The 14,778-nt window shown below is 71.5% G+C and carries 16 protein-coding genes; 10 read left to right on the forward strand and 6 right to left on the reverse strand.

From position 1 onward, the window contains the following. Positions 1-117: 117 nt before the first annotated feature. Entirely contained in the window at positions 118-921 is an 804-nt protein-coding gene (locus tag AC3AGO_RS14285; protein ID WP_487820572.1) for a SigE family RNA polymerase sigma factor, read from the reverse strand. 151 nt (positions 922-1,072) lie between these two features. Here AC3AGO_RS14285 and AC3AGO_RS14290 point away from each other — a divergent pair, with 151 nt between their 5' ends. The 5 genes from AC3AGO_RS14290 (at position 1,073) to AC3AGO_RS14310 (ending at position 5,025) form a co-directional block, all read left to right on the forward strand. Further along, positions 1,073-1,750, forward strand: coding sequence for a response regulator (locus AC3AGO_RS14290; protein ID WP_487820573.1), 678 nt, complete (start codon positions 1,073-1,075; stop codon positions 1,748-1,750). Further along, the gene (locus AC3AGO_RS14295) at positions 1,747-3,408 is read left to right on the forward strand and encodes an ATP-binding protein (RefSeq protein WP_487820574.1); all 1,662 of its coding nucleotides are present in this window, start codon (positions 1,747-1,749) and stop codon (positions 3,406-3,408) included. The genes AC3AGO_RS14290 and AC3AGO_RS14295 overlap by 4 nt, the downstream gene beginning before the upstream one ends. Next, on the forward strand, positions 3,405-4,037 hold the full coding sequence (locus tag AC3AGO_RS14300; protein WP_487820575.1) for a hypothetical protein: 633 nt from the start codon (positions 3,405-3,407) through the stop codon (positions 4,035-4,037). Before AC3AGO_RS14295 ends, AC3AGO_RS14300 begins: the two co-directional genes overlap by 4 nt. Before the next feature lie 106 nt (positions 4,038-4,143). Beyond that, positions 4,144-4,737: a VanZ family protein gene (locus AC3AGO_RS14305; protein WP_487820576.1), complete on the forward strand. Its 594-nt coding sequence runs from the start codon at positions 4,144-4,146 to the stop codon at positions 4,735-4,737. 90 nt (positions 4,738-4,827) lie between these two features. Continuing rightward, on the forward strand, positions 4,828-5,025 hold the full coding sequence (locus tag AC3AGO_RS14310; protein WP_487820577.1) for a PspC domain-containing protein: 198 nt from the start codon (positions 4,828-4,830) through the stop codon (positions 5,023-5,025). An 84-nt stretch (positions 5,026-5,109) separates the two neighbouring features. Here AC3AGO_RS14310 and AC3AGO_RS14315 read toward each other — a convergent pair whose 3' ends face one another. Further along, the gene (locus AC3AGO_RS14315) at positions 5,110-5,535 is read right to left on the reverse strand and encodes an ATP-binding protein (RefSeq protein ID WP_487820578.1); all 426 of its coding nucleotides are present in this window, start codon (positions 5,533-5,535) and stop codon (positions 5,110-5,112) included. A gap of 183 nt (positions 5,536-5,718) precedes the next feature. Continuing rightward, positions 5,719-6,855 carry an adenosine deaminase gene (locus tag AC3AGO_RS14320; RefSeq protein WP_487820579.1) on the reverse strand — a complete coding sequence of 379 codons (1,137 nt, stop codon included), beginning with the start codon at positions 6,853-6,855 and terminating at the stop codon, positions 5,719-5,721. A gap of 284 nt (positions 6,856-7,139) precedes the next feature. Between AC3AGO_RS14320 and AC3AGO_RS14325 the strand changes: the two genes are divergently transcribed. Further along, positions 7,140-7,925 carry an alpha/beta hydrolase gene (locus AC3AGO_RS14325; RefSeq protein WP_487820580.1) on the forward strand — a complete coding sequence of 262 codons (786 nt, stop codon included), beginning with the start codon at positions 7,140-7,142 and terminating at the stop codon, positions 7,923-7,925. 124 nt (positions 7,926-8,049) lie between these two features. On the opposite strand, the gene AC3AGO_RS14330 is transcribed toward AC3AGO_RS14325, so the two are convergent. Next, positions 8,050-9,135 carry a LysR family transcriptional regulator gene (locus AC3AGO_RS14330; RefSeq protein WP_487820581.1) on the reverse strand — a complete coding sequence of 362 codons (1,086 nt, stop codon included), beginning with the start codon at positions 9,133-9,135 and terminating at the stop codon, positions 8,050-8,052. Positions 9,136-9,228: 93 nt separating this feature from the next. Here AC3AGO_RS14330 and AC3AGO_RS14335 point away from each other — a divergent pair, with 93 nt between their 5' ends. Next, positions 9,229-10,524 carry an MFS transporter gene (locus AC3AGO_RS14335; protein WP_487820582.1) on the forward strand — a complete coding sequence of 432 codons (1,296 nt, stop codon included), beginning with the start codon at positions 9,229-9,231 and terminating at the stop codon, positions 10,522-10,524. Positions 10,525-10,998: 474 nt separating this feature from the next. Here AC3AGO_RS14335 and AC3AGO_RS14340 read toward each other — a convergent pair whose 3' ends face one another. Both AC3AGO_RS14340 and AC3AGO_RS14345 read right to left on the reverse strand, forming a co-directional pair. Next, positions 10,999-11,592, reverse strand: a complete 594-nt coding sequence (locus AC3AGO_RS14340) for a Uma2 family endonuclease (protein WP_487820583.1) — start codon at positions 11,590-11,592, stop codon at positions 10,999-11,001. A gap of 145 nt (positions 11,593-11,737) precedes the next feature. Continuing rightward, positions 11,738-12,217 (reverse strand): MarR family winged helix-turn-helix transcriptional regulator, encoded by a 480-nt coding sequence (locus tag AC3AGO_RS14345; protein ID WP_487820584.1) that lies wholly within the window; start codon positions 12,215-12,217, stop codon positions 11,738-11,740. Between the two features lie 53 nt (positions 12,218-12,270). Between AC3AGO_RS14345 and AC3AGO_RS14350 the strand changes: the two genes are divergently transcribed. From AC3AGO_RS14350 to AC3AGO_RS14360, 3 genes are all read left to right on the forward strand, one after another. After that, positions 12,271-12,897, forward strand: coding sequence for a non-oxidative hydroxyarylic acid decarboxylases subunit B (locus AC3AGO_RS14350; RefSeq protein ID WP_487820585.1), 627 nt, complete (start codon positions 12,271-12,273; stop codon positions 12,895-12,897). A gap of 61 nt (positions 12,898-12,958) precedes the next feature. Continuing rightward, entirely contained in the window at positions 12,959-14,383 is a 1,425-nt protein-coding gene (locus AC3AGO_RS14355) for a non-oxidative hydroxyarylic acid decarboxylases subunit C (RefSeq protein WP_487820586.1), read from the forward strand. A gap of 75 nt (positions 14,384-14,458) precedes the next feature. Beyond that, the gene (locus AC3AGO_RS14360) at positions 14,459-14,698 is read left to right on the forward strand and encodes a non-oxidative hydroxyarylic acid decarboxylases subunit D (protein WP_487820587.1); all 240 of its coding nucleotides are present in this window, start codon (positions 14,459-14,461) and stop codon (positions 14,696-14,698) included. Positions 14,699-14,778 lie beyond the last annotated feature (80 nt).

Here is a 14,778-nt window from a genome sequence, read left to right on the forward strand (position 1 = left end):
GCGAATCCGGCCAGACCCCCCGGCCGGCCGGACTCGCTTTGTTCCCCCGTGTCCCCCTCCTGGTTTCCCCCGTGTCCCCCCCTGGGCTCCCCCGGCCCGTGACCCCCCGTGGGTCGCTCAGGCGACCAGCTCGCCGAAGGACTCCTCCACGTCCTTGCCGAAGCTGAGCACCTCGTCCTCGCGCAGCCGCCGCAGCGACCGCCAGATGCTGCTCTTCACCGTGCCGACGCTGATGTTCAGGATGTCGGCGATCTCCGGGTCGGTACGGCCCTCGTAGTAGCGCAGCACCAGCATGGTGCGCTGCAGTTCGGGCAGCCCCGACAGCGCCTGCCAGAGCACGGCGCGCAGTTCGGTGCCGCGCATCGCGTCCTGGTCGTGTGCCGTCTCCGGCAGCTCCTCCGTCGGGTACTCGTTGAGCTTCCGCCGGCGCCAGGCGCTGATGTGCAGGTTCGTCATGGTGCGGCGCAGGTAGCCGCCCACGGCCGCCTTGTCACTGATCCGGTCCCAGGCGCGGTAGGTGGAGAACAGCGCGCTCTGCAGCAGGTCCTCCGCCTCGTACCGGTCTCCGGTCAGGTGGTACGCGGTGGCGTACAGGGAGGCGCGGCGCTCGCGTACGTAGGCCGTGAACTCGGCCTCCGACACGCTCTCCTTGCGCCGTTCCCCCGTGTCCTCCCCATACGCCGGTGCGTCCCCCCGGGCCTCCCCCCGAAGGCCCTCCACAGCACCGAGATGCTGCGGTCGCCGGCGCCCTGCGCTGCGCGCATAACCCCGCGCGCCCGTCGCACCGGACTTCTCCGCGACCCGGGCCGCCGGAACCGACACGGAACTTCCCGTGGTCGTTCCTGACGTGGCGGGAACCGAAGGGGCGTGCAGACGCGTGTGAATGACTGCGTTCGTCTTGGTGCTGAGCAGCGTGTTCATTCTCGCGCCCCCTTCTGGAGCCAACCCGGTCGCTTGCTTGATGTCCTACACACTGCCGGGCCAGTTTCATGACGAGGTCCCCCGACTGTCACAGGGGTGTCACAGCCGTCCGCGTCGAACTCCACTGCCGGCATGGGCCAGAATGGCGCGCGTGCCTTTCCTGTTGCTGATCGAGGACGACGACGCTGTCCGTACGGCCCTGGAGATGGGTCTGACCCGTCAGGGCCACCGCGTGGTGACCGCCGCCACCGGCGAGGACGGGTTGAAACTGCTGCGCGAACAGCGCCCCGACCTGATTGTGCTGGACGTGATGCTGCCCGGCATCGACGGCTTCGAGGTGTGCCGCCGCATCCGCCGCACCGATCAGCTGCCGATCATCCTGCTGACCGCGCGCAGCGACGACATCGACGTGGTGGTGGGCCTGGAGTCCGGCGCCGACGACTATGTCGTCAAGCCCGTGCAGGGCCGTGTGCTGGACGCGCGGATCCGCGCGGTGATGCGGCGCGGCGAGCGGGAGTCCAACGATGCCGCGGTGTTCGGCAGCGTCACCATCGACCGTTCGGCGATGACCGTGACGAAGGACGGCGAGGATCTCCAACTCACGCCGACCGAGCTGCGGTTGCTGCTGGAGCTGAGCAGACGTCCCGGGCAGGCGCTGTCACGGCAGCAGCTGCTGCGGCTGGTGTGGGAGCACGACTACCTGGGCGACTCGCGGCTCGTCGACGCCTGTGTGCAGCGGCTGCGCGCGAAGGTCGAGGACGTGCCGTCGTCGCCGACGCTGATCCGTACGGTGCGCGGAGTCGGGTACCGGCTGGACAGCCCGCAGTGACGCGGCAGACCCCGGACTCCCCCGCGCCCCGGCGCGGGCGCCTGCACGGCTGGCTCGCCGGGGTACTGCCCTCGCTGCGGCTGCGGCTCGTGGTGGTGTTCGCGCTGGTGGCGCTGACGGCCGCGGTGTCGGCCTCCGGCATCGCGTACTGGCTGAACCGGGACGCGGTCCTCACGCGGGCGCAGAACGCGGCGCTGAACGACTTCCGCAAGTCCATGGAGGACAACGTCGGGAGCCTGCCGCGCAGTTACGACTGCGAGCAACTGCGCGAGACCGCCGGGAAGATGGCGAACACGACGCAGAACTACCAGGTCGTGCTGATCGGCAAGGACAGCGACGGCGACCCGTGCACCGCGGGCTCCGACCCGGACCTGTTCACGACCCGGGACGTGCCGGACACGCTGCGCGACGCGGTCGGCAGGAAGCGCACGGTGGACGACGGCAACGCCTACCCGTACCACCTGTACTGGCAGCGGATCACGAAGCGCGGCGACAACCCGTACCTGGTCGGCGGGGCCAAGCTGATCGGCGAGGGGTCGACGCCCTCCGGCTACATGCTCAAGTCCCTCGCCCCCGAACGGGACGACCTCAACTCGCTGGCCTGGTCGCTGGGGATCGCCACCGGGCTCGCGCTGATCGGCGCGATGCTGCTGGCGCAGGCCGCCGCCTCCACCGTGCTGCGGCCCGTACGGCGGCTGGGCGACGCGGCACGGCAGCTCGGCGAGGGGAAGCTGGACACCCGCCTGGAGGTGTCCGGGTCGGACGAACTGGCCGAGCTGTCCCGGACGTTCAACGAGACCGCGGCCCGGCTGGAGGGGCGGGTCGAGGAGCTCAGCGCCCGCGAGGAGTCCAGCCGCCGCTTCGTCGCCGACATGTCGCACGAGCTGCGCACCCCGATGACGGCGATCTCGGCGGTGACCGAGGTGCTGGAGGAGGAGCAGGAGAACCTCGATCCGATGATCGCTCCCGCCGTTCAGCTGGTGGTCAGCGAGACCCGCCGGCTCAACGACCTGGTGGAGAACCTGATGGAGGTCACCCGCTTCGACGCGGGCACCGCGAAGCTCGTCCTCGACAACGTCGACGTCGCGGACAACGTGACGGCCTGCATCGACGCGCGGGCCTGGCTCGACGCGGTCGAACTCGACGCGGACCGCGGCATCATGGCCCGCCTCGACCCGCGCCGGCTCGACGTCATCCTGGCCAACCTGATCGGCAACGCGCTCAAGCACGGCGGCTCTCCCGTACGGGTCTCCGTACGGACGGAGCCCTCTTCGAACGGCGGCGGGGACACCCTGCTGATCGAGGTCGCGGACCGCGGCCCCGGCGTCCCCGAACAGGTGCTGCCGCACGTCTTCGACCGCTTCTACAAGGCCAGCGCGTCCCGGCCGCGGTCGGACGGCAGCGGGCTCGGACTGTCCATCGCGCAGGAGAACGCGCGCATCCACGGCGGCCTGATCACCGCGCGGAACGCCCCCGGCGACGAGGCGGGCGCGGTGTTCACGCTGCGGCTGCCGCGGGACGCCAGCGGGATGTCGCCCGAGGAGTACGAGGAGGAGGACCGCAGCGACCCGTCCGCCGCGGGCGGGGACACGGCCGGAGGGGGCGCCACCCGCGACGACCGCGGCGGCGCGGACCAGGACGAGGAGGGCGGCCGATGAACGGCCGGTTGGCGGGGCGCCGTTGGCGGTCCGTACGGATCATCGCGGCAGCCGCCACGCTCGGCGCCCTGCTCTCCGGCTGCGGCATCCGCGCCACCTCCGTCCCCGTGGATGCGGGCGCCGCGCCGTCCCGGGTGGGCTGTGTGCTGCCGGGCAACAGCGAGGACGGCGCGGACGAGGCGCAGGCCCGCCCCGAGATGCGGGTGTTCCTCGTGTGCGGTTCGCGGGTGTCCCCCGTACAGCGCCGTGTGGACATCCCCGGCGACTCCTCGGAGGAGGAGCGGCTGGCGGTGGCCCGCGCGCTGCTGGACGAGCTGCAGGACGAGCCGTCGGCCGACGAACGGTCCGCCGGTTTCGAGACGGACATGCCCCGCGATCTGACGGTGTCCGGAGCCGCCTCCGGCGACCCCGAGGAGACGATCCGGCTCAGCGAACCCCTCGACCGGCTGCCGTCGTTCGCGCTCGCCCAGCTCGTGTGCACGTACGCGGACACGGCGGCGGCCGACGCCAACGACGCGGTGACGCTGGGCGGTCCGGCCTCGGCCGACGATCCGCCGCAGCGTTTCGAGTGCGGCACGGCGCTGCGGAACAGCCCGGAGGCGGCCGCCACGGCGGGGACCCGGGTCTGAGAGGCCGGGGCGCGGCATGACGCACGGGCGCACGTACGGACACGGTTCGTACAGACGTGACGAAAGGGCCGGAACCGCGGCGGCGGATCGTGACGTCCTCCCCCGCGTGCAGCGCCTTGTCCGCGGTGGCACACCGGCCACCGCCCCCCGAATCCGCGCCGCAGGTCTCGCCCTGCTGAGCGCGCATCTGCTGTTCGTCTGCTGGCTGACGCTGCGACCGCTGTCGGTGCCGTGGGTGGCCCCGGCGAATCTGCGCCCTCTCGCCACCATCCGCTCCGACCTGGCGGGCGACGCGTACGGCGCGCTGGCCGGCATCGGCGGCGGGCTGGCGCTGCTGGCCCCGCTGGGGGTGCTGCTGCCGCTGGCGACGGGACGGCTGCACCGGCCGGTGCCGGCCACCTGGGCACGTACGGTCGGCGCGGGCGCGATGGTGTCGCTGCTGATCTCGCTGCTCCAGTCCGGGGTGCCGGGACGGGTCGCGAACATCGACGCCGTGCTGCTCAACACCCTCGGAGTCGCCCTGTCCTGCCTGCTCTTCTACCCGCCGCTGCGGCGCCTGCTGCGGCGGCGCGTGCTGCGCGCGGACCCGCACGGCAGCGGCGGCCCCGGCTCCCCCCGCGGGCGGACGCCGGTAGGCCGCAGGGATGACGCCGCGGCGGGGCCGACCCGCAGAGCGCCCAGGGTCGGGATCGCACCGTAGTCCGATGCCCGTACGGGCCGTGCTGCCTACCGTGGAACACACAGGGGCCCGCACCGGGGCGCCGTTCCACGACCCGAAGGAGACGCCCTCATGTCCGCTCTCGTCCGTCCGCGTGACCAGCGAATGATCGGCGGCGTGTGCGCGGGGCTGGCCCGCCGCTTCGGCACCACGCCGAATGTGGTGCGGGTGCTGTTCGTGCTCTCGTGCCTGCTGCCCGGGCCGCAGTTCCTGCTCTACATCGCCCTGTGGGTGCTGCTGCCCAACGAGGACAAGCGCACCGCCTGGTGACGCCGCGTCATGCGGAAGCGGCGGCCGCGCACCCGCCGTGCATGGGTGCGGACCGCCGCCGTACGGATCCCGCAGGGGCCGTCCTCAGGCGCCGCTGACCGGCAGCCCCGGAAGGCTGCCCGCGACGGTGCCCAGCTCGTTGGCCGGGAGGTTCTTCGCCACGTCGCCGGCCACGGGCAGCCCGCCGAGCAGCTGCTTCCCCTGGCCGGCCAGCTGCTCGGACGCGGCGTTGCTGTCCTTCTCCTTCGGGAGGACCTTTTCGGTGGTCTCCGGAAGCTCACCGGCCACACCGGCGGTCAGGTCCTGCGCCTCACCGGCCAGCTCGGGGGAGCCTGCGGGGAGGTTCTGGGCGAGGTCCTCGACGGGCGCGTCCTGCACTGCGTCGGACGCCGTGTCGGCGACCGGACCGATCGCGTCCTGGGTGTCGGCCGAGGCGACACCCGCTCCGGCGGCGACGAAGGCGGCGCCGAGAGCGGCGACACCGAGACTCTTCTTGGTTCCCTGCTTCATCAGTAACTACGTCCTCGTGGATGTGGGTTGAGCAGCTCCGCGAACGTAGCCACGTATTTGGATCACCGGCAAACACCGTGCGGCCCGCGAGAGTCGCTCCGGACGAAGGGGAAAGGGCCTTTTCCGGCCCTTCCCCACCGCCCTCCCGCATTCCATTCCGGCCGGGAATCCGCTGGTCAAGCCCTACTGTTGGCGCGCTTCACCAAACAGCCACTCGGACTTCAGCGCCGCGTATCCCGGCTTGATGACCTCATTGATCATGGCGAGACGTTCATCAAAAGGAATGAACGCAGACTTCATCGCATTGACGGTGAACCACTGCATGTCGTCCAGCGTGTAGCGGAATGTTTCCACCAGCCGCTCGAATTCATAACTCATCGTCGTACCGCTCATGAGCCGGTTGTCGGTATTCACCGTCGCCCGGAAGTGGAGCCTGCGCAGCAGTCCGATGGGGTGTTCCGCGTACGAAGCGGCCGCGCCCGTCTGGAGGTTGGAGCTCGGGCACAGCTCCAGCGGAATCCGCTTGTCCCGTACGTACGAGGCGAGGCGGCCCAGCTTCACGCCGCCGTCCTCGCCGACCTGGATGTCGTCGATGATGCGGACGCCGTGCCCGAGGCGGTCCGCGCCGCACCACTGCAGCGCCTGCCAGATCGACGGCAGCCCGAAGGCCTCGCCCGCGTGGATCGTGAAGTGGTTGTTCTCCCGCTTCAGATACTCGAACGCGTCCAGGTGCCGGGTGGGCGGGTAGCCCGCCTCGGCGCCGGCGATGTCGAAGCCGACGACGCCGACATCGCGGTACCTGTTGGCCAGTTCGGCGATCTCCAGCGCGCGGGCCGCGTGCCGCATCGCGGTGAGCAGCGAACCGACCCGGATGCGGTTGCCGTCCTCCCGGGCGCGGCGCTCGCCCTCGCGGAAGCCCTCGCTGACGGCCTCCACGACCTCCTCCAGCGTGAGCCCGCCCTCCAGGTGCTGCTCCGGCGCGTACCGCACCTCGGCGTAGACGACGCCGTCCGCGGCCAGATCCTCGGCGCACTCGGCGGCCACGCGGAACAGCGCGTCGCGGGTCTGCATCACACCGACGGTGTGCGTGAACGTCTCGAGATACCGCTCCAGCGAACCGGAGTCCGCGGCCGCCCGGAACCAGGTGCCGAGACGGTCGGCGTCATCCGGCTCCGGGAGGGCGTCGTAGCCGGTCTCGCGGGCCAGGTCGACGACGGTGCCGGGGCGGAGTCCTCCGTCGAGGTGATCGTGGAGGAGGACCTTGGGCGCCCGCCGGATGTGCTCCGGCGTGGGGACTGTGGTGATGGTCTCGCTCGTCATTTTCGGAGTGTAGCGCCTACGCGCGTAGACGGCATGTGGTTTGCGTGGGTTGGCGCGGGTGCGGGGACGGGTGGCACGGGTGCGGTGTGGTGACGCGGGGCGGGGCGTGTGCGGCGGCGGTGCGGTGTCGGGGCGGTGGCGGGGCGTTGGCGCGGGGCGGGCGTCAACTTCCGTACTCCGTACGGGGGTTGTTCGCCGTCGAGGGCGCTCTTCGCGTGCTTCGATATCCAATGGTGATCCCCCTGAACGATCCGTACACCTCCGCTTCTGCCATGGTTCTGGTCATGGCTCAGCAAGCGTTGCCGGAACCCGGCCGTGACCGAGACCGAGACCGGGTGGCGAGACTGGGACGGCGTACGGGTGCCGCCACGGACCGGGGGGCGCCCAGCGCCGTGGTGTTGCTGCTGCCCGGCGGCGGCGTGCCGCGCAGCGGACGGCGGCCCTCGCCGGTAGCCGCGGCGCGGGCACTGCAGATGGCGCGGCAGCTCGTCGCCGGCGCGGAGGACGAGGTGCTCGTCGCGCACGTCGTGCGGTACCGCTACCGCGGGTGGAACGACGAGGCCGCCGACCCCGTACAGGACGCCCAGTGGGCGGTCGAGGAAGTCGTCCGGCGGTACGGGGACGTGCCCGTCTGCCTCGCCGGCGTCGACGTGGGGGCGCGCGCGGCGCTGCGTGCCGCGGGGCACGCCGCGGTGTCCGGGGTCCTGGCCCTGGGGCCGCAACTCCCCACCACGGGCGGGGAGGACGAGCCCGTACGGCAGCTGGCGGGGCGGCAGGTGCTGCTCGTGCACGGCACGGACGACGTACGGACCGACCCCGAACTGTCGTACCGGCTCGCGGAGCGGGCGAAGAAGGCGAACGCGGACGTGTGCCGGTTCGAGGTGCACACGGACGGGCACGGGCTGCGGCACCGGCACGCGGAAGTGGTGGCGCTGGGGCGGGACTTCGTGGGCGGCGTCCTGTGCGGCCGCGACTTCGCGCGGCCACTGGCCGACGCGATGGCGGCTCCGCCGCCGCTGGGGTTGCGGATGCCGCTCGCCGCGGGCTTCGGGCGCTCCTTGCGGCCTTGACGTTCGCTGCGCGGGGCCGCGCGGGCGTTGGGTGCGCGGTGCGTGCCCTGCGCGGGTGCGGTCCGGTGTGCCCGCCCGTTCCGCCCTGTGGGCGGACCGCCCGCCCACACCTCCCCCCGGGGGGCTAGGCCGAGAGGAGTTGGCCTCGGCGGGTTAGGAGGAAGTGTTTGAAGGCTGCGACCGGGGGCGTGTCCGCGTGGCCCGCGCGCCACGCGAGGCCGATCTCGCGGACCGCGCGCGGCGCGGTGACCGTCAACTCCCGTACGCCGGGCCGCTCGATGACCGGCGGCGGCAGCAGCGCGACACCCAGCCCCGCCGCGACGAGCCCGCGGATCGTCTCCGCCTCCTCGCCCTCGAAGGCGATCCGCGGGGTGAACCCGGCCCGCGCGCACAGGTCGTCGAGGATGCGCCGCATCCCGTAGCCCCGCTCCAGCGTCACGAAGGACTCGTCCGCGGCCTCCGCGAGCCGGATCCGTTTGCGGGCGGCGAGCGGATGGTCGTCGGGTACGACGAGCCGCAGCCGCTGTTCGTCCAGGCGCCGCGCCACCAGGTCCGGCGCGTCCGGGATCGGCGAGGTGAGGCAGAGGTCGAGCTCTCCGGCGCGCAGCCGGTCCAGCATGGCCTCCCCGTAGTTCTGCACGAGGGAGAAGCGGACCCGCGGATGGTCGGCGCGGAAGGCCCGCAGCAGGCTCGGCACCGTCTCCCAGCCGAGCGTGTGCAGAAAGCCGAAGGCGACCTTGCCGGTGGCGGGATCGGCGTCGGAGCGTACGGATTCGGCGGCCTGCTCGACGGCGGCGAGGGCGCGTTCCGCCGAGACGAGGAACGTACGCCCGGCCGGAGTGAGGGAGACCGTACGGCCGTGCCGGGCGAAGAGGGACACGCCGAGGTCGGCTTCGAGGCGGGTGAGGCCGCGGCTCAACGTCGACTGGGGGACGCCGAGTTCGTGCGCGGCGCGCGTGACGTGCTCGTGCCGGGCCACGGCGACGAACTGGGCGAGACGCGGGGTGAGCTGCGCCGCCCAGTCCGCGCCGGTGGTCCGGGCGGCGGTGGCCTGGGCGCCGGTGGTCTGGGCGGCGGTCCGCCCGGAAGCCTGCCGCGCCGCTCCCCCGGCCCGCGTGCCCGAGCTCGCACCCGCCCCCGCACCCGCACCCGCGGAGCCCGCGCGGCGCGGTGTGACGGAAGTGTCTTTTTCGTTGCGTGACGGTGACATGCCCTGCCCTCAACTGCGGTGATGCACGAGTGGAACGATTATCGCAGCTCTGTGCATTGGACGCATGAACCCGGGATTCATAGGTTCAATGACATGCCTGCTGCTGATACCAAGGCGTCCACCACCGTGGACGCCGCCTCTGTTCAGAATGTGTCCGCCCCCGCCGCCACCGACGAGCACAAACTCAGCCCCGGCGACCCCGGGCACGGGCGGATGCGACTCGCCCTGTTCGCGGCAGGACTGGCGACCTTCGCACTGCTCTACTCCACGCAGGCGCTCCTCCCCGACATCTCCCGGGATCTGGGGGCCACTCCGGACCAGGCGAGCTGGACGGTGTCCGGCGCGACCATCGGTCTGGCTGTCGCCGTCCTCCCGCTGAGCGGGCTGTCCGAGCGCTTCGGCCGCCGCCGCATGCTCAGCATCTCGATGGCGGTCGCCGTACTGCTGGCACTGATCGTCCCGTTCGCGCCGAACCTCGGTTCGCTGATCGCGCTGCGTACGTTGCAGGGCGCGGCGATCGCCGGTGTGCCGGCGTCCGCGATGGCGTTCCTCGCCGACGAGGTGCGGTCGCGCTATCTGGTGGGCGCCACGGGCCTGTTCGTCGCGGGCAACAGTGTCGGCGGGATGAGCGGCCGGATCCTCACCGGCTGGGTGACGGAGGCGTGGGGCTGGCGCGCCGGGCTCGGCATGGTGGCGCTGACCTCGCTGCTGTGCATGATCGCCTTCCTGCTGCTGGTGCCGAAGGCGCGCAACTTCCAGCCGTCGGCGGTCTCGGCGCGCGGTCTGCTCCGTACGGCGGGAACGCATCTGCGCAATCCGCTGCTGCTGCGGCTGTACGCGATCGGGCTGCTCTTCATGAGCGTCTTCGGCGCGGTCTACACGGTGATCGGCTACCGGCTGGTCGACGAACCCTTCAACCTCTCGCAGGGGCTGGTCGGTTCGATCTTCATCATCTATCTGGTGGGGACGGTCTCCTCGGCCACGGCGGGCAAGCTCAACGCCCGGCTGGGGCGTCGCGGCACGCTGTACCTCGGCATCGGCACGGTGGTCGCCGGACTGCTGCTGAGCCTCTCCGACTCGCTGGTCGCGGTGGCGCTCGGCCTGGTGCTGATCACCGCGGGCTTCTTCGCGGGGCACTCGGTGGCCTCCGGCTCGGTGAGCAGCACGGCCCAGGAGGGCCGCGCCCAGGCGCAGGCGCTCTACCAGATGGCGTACTACGTGGGCAGTTCGGTCGGCGGCGCGCTCGGTGCGGTGGCCTTCGCGGGCGGCGGCTGGGCGGCGACGGTCGCCCTGACGCTGCTGTCGATGATCCTCGCGGCGGGTGTGACGCTGTACGCCACGCGGCAGGCGGCCGTTCAGCGGCGGGAGTTGGCGGCGGGTCGCGGCTGACGCGGCGCGTTGAACGCGCGAAGGGCCGTTTCGCTCCTCTGGAGCGGGGCGGCCCTTTCGCGTGGGCGCCTTTGTACGGGGCACCCCCGTGAACCCCTCGGGCCGGGTGAACGGGGCGCGGGGGCGCGTGCGTTGGGTGCGTGGGGGACGTGGCCTCGCGGCTTGCGGTCCGGTGTGCCCACCCGTTCCGCCCCTTGGGCGGACCAGCTGCCCACACCTTGGTGGTGTGCCCGCCCTGCGCGGCGGAGCCGCACATCCAACACAGCCGCCCCTTGGGCGGACCAGCTGCCCACACCGGGCAGGTGTGCCCGCCCCGCGCGGCGGAGCCGCACATCCAACACAGCCGCCCCTTGGCGGACCGCGTGCCCACACCGAGGTGTGCCCGCCCCGCGCGGCGGAGCCGCACATCCAACACAGCCGCCCCTTGGGCGGACCAGCTGCCCACACCTCGGCGTGTGCGGGCCCACAGCGGGGTCAGTCGGTGGGCCAGTCCTCTGTGTCGAGGGTGAGGTCGAAGGGGTCGGGGAGGTGCATCTCCTCGCCGAATTTCACCGCACGCAGCACTCGGTAGACGTCGCCCTTCGGTTCGCCGTACAGCGTGATGGTCGGGCCGCCGGGCGCGTGCGGGTCGACCAGCAGGAAGAGCGGGACGGCGGCCCGGGCGTACCCCGAGATCTTGTCGGCCCGGTCGTGGCGGGCGTTGGACGGCGACGTCACCTCGACGACCAACTCGGCTGCCGCCGCGGGGACGTAGTGCCCGCTCTCGCCGCGCACGATCTCGTCCGCCACCACGGCAAGATCGGGAATGTAGAGGCTGGTACGGGACGGAATCGCGGTGCCGAGCGTCTGGTAGATGTCCCAGTCGTCGGGGATCACCGAATACAGCTGCCGCTGGATCTTGACGGCGATGAAGTTGTGCTTGTTGGCAGGAGGTGGTGACACGGTGACGATCCCCTCGATGATCTCCACCTTGCTGCCCTCGGGGGCGTCCGTCTCCTCCCAGAGACGGACGAGGTCGTCCCACTCGCTGCCGTGGTTCGGCATGTGGTCGACGCTGAGTGCGCTCATGGCGGTCTCCTTCGTCAGAACGTCACCGAGTCCAGCATGCCGGATCGCGGCGCCGGACAGCTATCCGTCCCGTTCACCCGAAAGTTAGTTCCTCTGTCGAGTGTTGACGCGGCGCAGCGGAACGTGGGCCCCGCGCCGCGCGAGGTCAGTCCGTGAGGGGGGTGAGCAGGGCGGCCAGGGAGTGGCGGGCCTCGGGGGTGAGCGCGGCTAGGGTTTCCTCGTCCAGGGCTTCTACCAGGGGGGCGAGGCGGCGGACCGTTTTCGTGCCGTCCTCCGTGAGCTGGAGGACGCGGCGCCTGCGGTCCTCCGGGGCGACGGCACGTACGACCAGGCCGCGGGCCTCCAGGCGCGGGACGAGCTGGGCGAGCGTGGCCTTGTCCATGCCGACGCGCTCGCCCACCTCCGCCTGGGACAGCCCGCCGGGCGCCTCGAAGAGGACGCGCGCCACCCCGAACTGAGGCTTCGTCAGCTCGGGGATCCGTTCCTGCCAGAGCGCGGTGTGCAGCTGCGTGATCCTGCGCATGCGCGCCAGTACGTCGCGGTTGAGGCCGCTGTCGCCCGCGGGGACACCGCCGTCACCTGCGGGGACAGCACTGTCGCCGGGGTCGTGTTCTGCGTTCGGCATGCGCAAATGTTAGTGTACAAACTAATGGTTTGTGTACGAACTAAGGAGCCGGTATGCGACTGATCGTGGGTGTCACGGGCGCGACCGGAGCCGTACTCGGCGTACGACTCCTGGAGTGCCTGGCCGAGAACCCGGAGGTGGAGACGCACCTCGTGCTGAGCCGCTGGGCCCGCACCACGATCGAGCTGGAGACCGGCCGTTCCGTGCGCGAGGTGTCGGCGCTCGCCGACGCCGTGCACTCCCCCGAGGACCAGGGCGCCACGATCTCCTCGGGCTCCTTCCGCACCGACGGCATGGTGATCACGCCGTGCAGCATGAAGACCCTCGCCGGGATCCGCGCCGGGTACGCCGACGGGCTCGTCGGGCGCGCCGCCGACGTGGTGCTCAAGGAACGCCGCCCGCTCGTGCTCGTACCGCGGGAGACGCCGCTGAGCGAGATCCATCTGGAGAACATGCTCGCGCTCTCCCGGATGGGCGTCCGCATCGTGCCGCCGATGCCCGCCTTCTACAACCACCCGCGGTCCGTCGACGACATCGTCGACCACGTCACCTCCCGGGTCCTCGACCAGTTCGGCCTGCCGGCGCCCGCGGCGCGCCGCTGGGGCGGCATGCGGGACGCCCGCGCGGCGGGCGTGGAGGACGCGACGGACGCCGGCGCGGCTGCCCCGCTCGGGAGCTGATCCACCCACCACCCCCGCCCCGTGCGCCGCACGGAGAACTTCACAGAAAGGCGGCCCACTCATGGCCTATGACGACCTGCGGTCCTTCCTCGACACTCTGGAGAAGGAAGGCCAACTGCTGCGCATCACCGAGGAGGTGGCGCCCGAACCGGACATCGCCGCCGCCGCGAACGCCACCGGACGGATCGGCGAGGGCGCGCCCGCGCTCTGGTTCGACAACGTCACCGGCTTCACCGACGCGCGCATCGCCATGAACGTGCACGGCTCCTGGCGCAACCACGCCCTCGCCCTCGGACTGCCGGCCGGCACCCCCGTCAAGGACCAGGTGGAGGAGTTCGCCAGGCGCTGGGACGACTTCCCCGTCGCGCCCGAGCGCCGCGCGGACGCGCCGTGGCAGGAGAACACCCTGGAGGGCGACGACGTCGACCTGTTCAAGGTGCTGCCGCTGTTCCGGCTGAACGACGGCGACGGCGGCTTCTACCTCGACAAGGCGGCCGTCGTCTCGCGCGACCCGGAGGACCCGGACGACTTCGGGAAGCAGAACGTCGGCACGTACCGGCTGGAGGTCAAGGGCCCCAACAAGCTGGGCATGCAGCCCGTTCCGATGCACGATGTCGCGCTGCACCTGCGCAAGGCCGAGGAGAAGGGCGAGGACCTGCCCATCGCCATCACCCTCGGCAACGACCCGGTGATCTCCGTCGTCGCGGGGATGCCGATGGCGTACAACCAGAGCGAGTACGAGATGGCCGGCGCGATACGCGGCGAGCCGGCCCCGATCGCGACCGCCCCGCTCACCGGCTTCGACGTGCCGTGGGGCTCGGAGGTCGTGCTGGAGGGCGTCATCGAGGGCCGCAAGCGCGAAATCGAGGGCCCCTTCGGGGAGTTCACCGGGCACTACTCGGGCGGCCGGAACATGACCGTCGTCCGCATCGACAAGGTCTCGTACCGTACGGACCCGGTCTTCGAGTCGCTCTACATCGGCATGCCCTGGACCGAGGTCGACTACCTCATCGGCCCCAACACCTGTGTGCCGCTGCTGAAGCAGCTGCGCGCGGAGTACCCCGAGGTGCAGGCCGTCAACGCGATGTACACGCACGGGCTGCTTGTCGTCATCTCCACCAAGAAGCGGTACGGCGGCTTCGCGAAGGCGGTGGGCATGCGGGCCATGACGACGCCGCACGGGCTGGGTTACGTCAAGACCGTGATCATGGTCGACGAGGATGTGGACCCGTTCAACCTGCCGCAGGTGATGTGGGCGGTGTCGGCGAAGGTCAACCCGGCGGGCGACCTGGTCAACATCCCCAACCTGTCCGTACTGGAGCTGGACCCCGGCTCCGAGCCGGCGGGCATCACCAACAAGCTGATCATCGACGCGACGACGCCCGTCGACCCCGACAACCGGGGCAACTTCTCGACCCCGGCGAAGGACCTCCCCGAGACGGAGGAGTGGGCGGCGAAGCTGCGGGCGATGCTTGCCGCGCGGTGAGGCGCCGGCCGCCGCCGCGTCCCTACCCCCTGAGTCCTCTGACTCCTCATGACTCCTCACGACAAGGAATCCACCATGACCTTTACGTGCTGTGCCCGCTGTGGGCACGAGACCCTCGACAAGCTCGCCGACTCGCCCGTGCCGGGCGTGTGGGAGGTGTACCAGTGCCGGCAGTGCCTGTACACGTGGCGCTCCACTGAGCCTGCGCGACGTACGCAACGCGAGTGCTATCCGGAGGAGTTCAAGATGACGGCTGCGGATATTGCTTCCGCGATCGAGGTGCCTGCCGTGCCGGCGCTGCGGGCCGGCCACTGAGTTGTACGGGGGCGCGGGCCGCCTGCGTTGGGTGCGTGGGGGACTTGGCCTCGCGGCTGGCGGTCCGGTGTGCCCACCCG

The organism is Streptomyces sp. BL1 (assembly GCF_057628045.1).

What these genes read in the sequence shown, in the direction of transcription:
- AC3AGO_RS14285 (WP_487820572.1), bottom strand. Translation starts at nt 921, where the DNA reads ATGAACACGCTGCTCAGCACCAAGACGAACGCAGTCATTCACACGCGT.
- AC3AGO_RS14300 (WP_487820575.1), top strand. Translation starts at nt 3,405, where the DNA reads ATGAACGGCCGGTTGGCGGGGCGCCGTTGGCGGTCCGTACGGATCATC.
- AC3AGO_RS14310 (WP_487820577.1), top strand. Translation starts at nt 4,828, where the DNA reads ATGTCCGCTCTCGTCCGTCCGCGTGACCAGCGAATGATCGGCGGCGTG.
- AC3AGO_RS14315 (WP_487820578.1), bottom strand. Translation starts at nt 5,535, where the DNA reads ATGAAGCAGGGAACCAAGAAGAGTCTCGGTGTCGCCGCTCTCGGCGCC.
- AC3AGO_RS14320 (WP_487820579.1), bottom strand. Translation starts at nt 6,855, where the DNA reads ATGACGAGCGAGACCATCACCACAGTCCCCACGCCGGAGCACATCCGG.
- AC3AGO_RS14325 (WP_487820580.1), top strand. Translation starts at nt 7,140, where the DNA reads ATGGCTCAGCAAGCGTTGCCGGAACCCGGCCGTGACCGAGACCGAGAC.
- AC3AGO_RS14330 (WP_487820581.1), bottom strand. Translation starts at nt 9,135, where the DNA reads ATGTCACCGTCACGCAACGAAAAAGACACTTCCGTCACACCGCGCCGC.
- AC3AGO_RS14335 (WP_487820582.1), top strand. Translation starts at nt 9,229, where the DNA reads ATGCCTGCTGCTGATACCAAGGCGTCCACCACCGTGGACGCCGCCTCT.
- AC3AGO_RS14340 (WP_487820583.1), bottom strand. Translation starts at nt 11,592, where the DNA reads ATGAGCGCACTCAGCGTCGACCACATGCCGAACCACGGCAGCGAGTGG.
- AC3AGO_RS14345 (WP_487820584.1), bottom strand. Translation starts at nt 12,217, where the DNA reads ATGCCGAACGCAGAACACGACCCCGGCGACAGTGCTGTCCCCGCAGGT.
- AC3AGO_RS14350 (WP_487820585.1), top strand. Translation starts at nt 12,271, where the DNA reads ATGCGACTGATCGTGGGTGTCACGGGCGCGACCGGAGCCGTACTCGGC.
- AC3AGO_RS14355 (WP_487820586.1), top strand. Translation starts at nt 12,959, where the DNA reads ATGGCCTATGACGACCTGCGGTCCTTCCTCGACACTCTGGAGAAGGAA.
- AC3AGO_RS14360 (WP_487820587.1), top strand. Translation starts at nt 14,459, where the DNA reads ATGACCTTTACGTGCTGTGCCCGCTGTGGGCACGAGACCCTCGACAAG.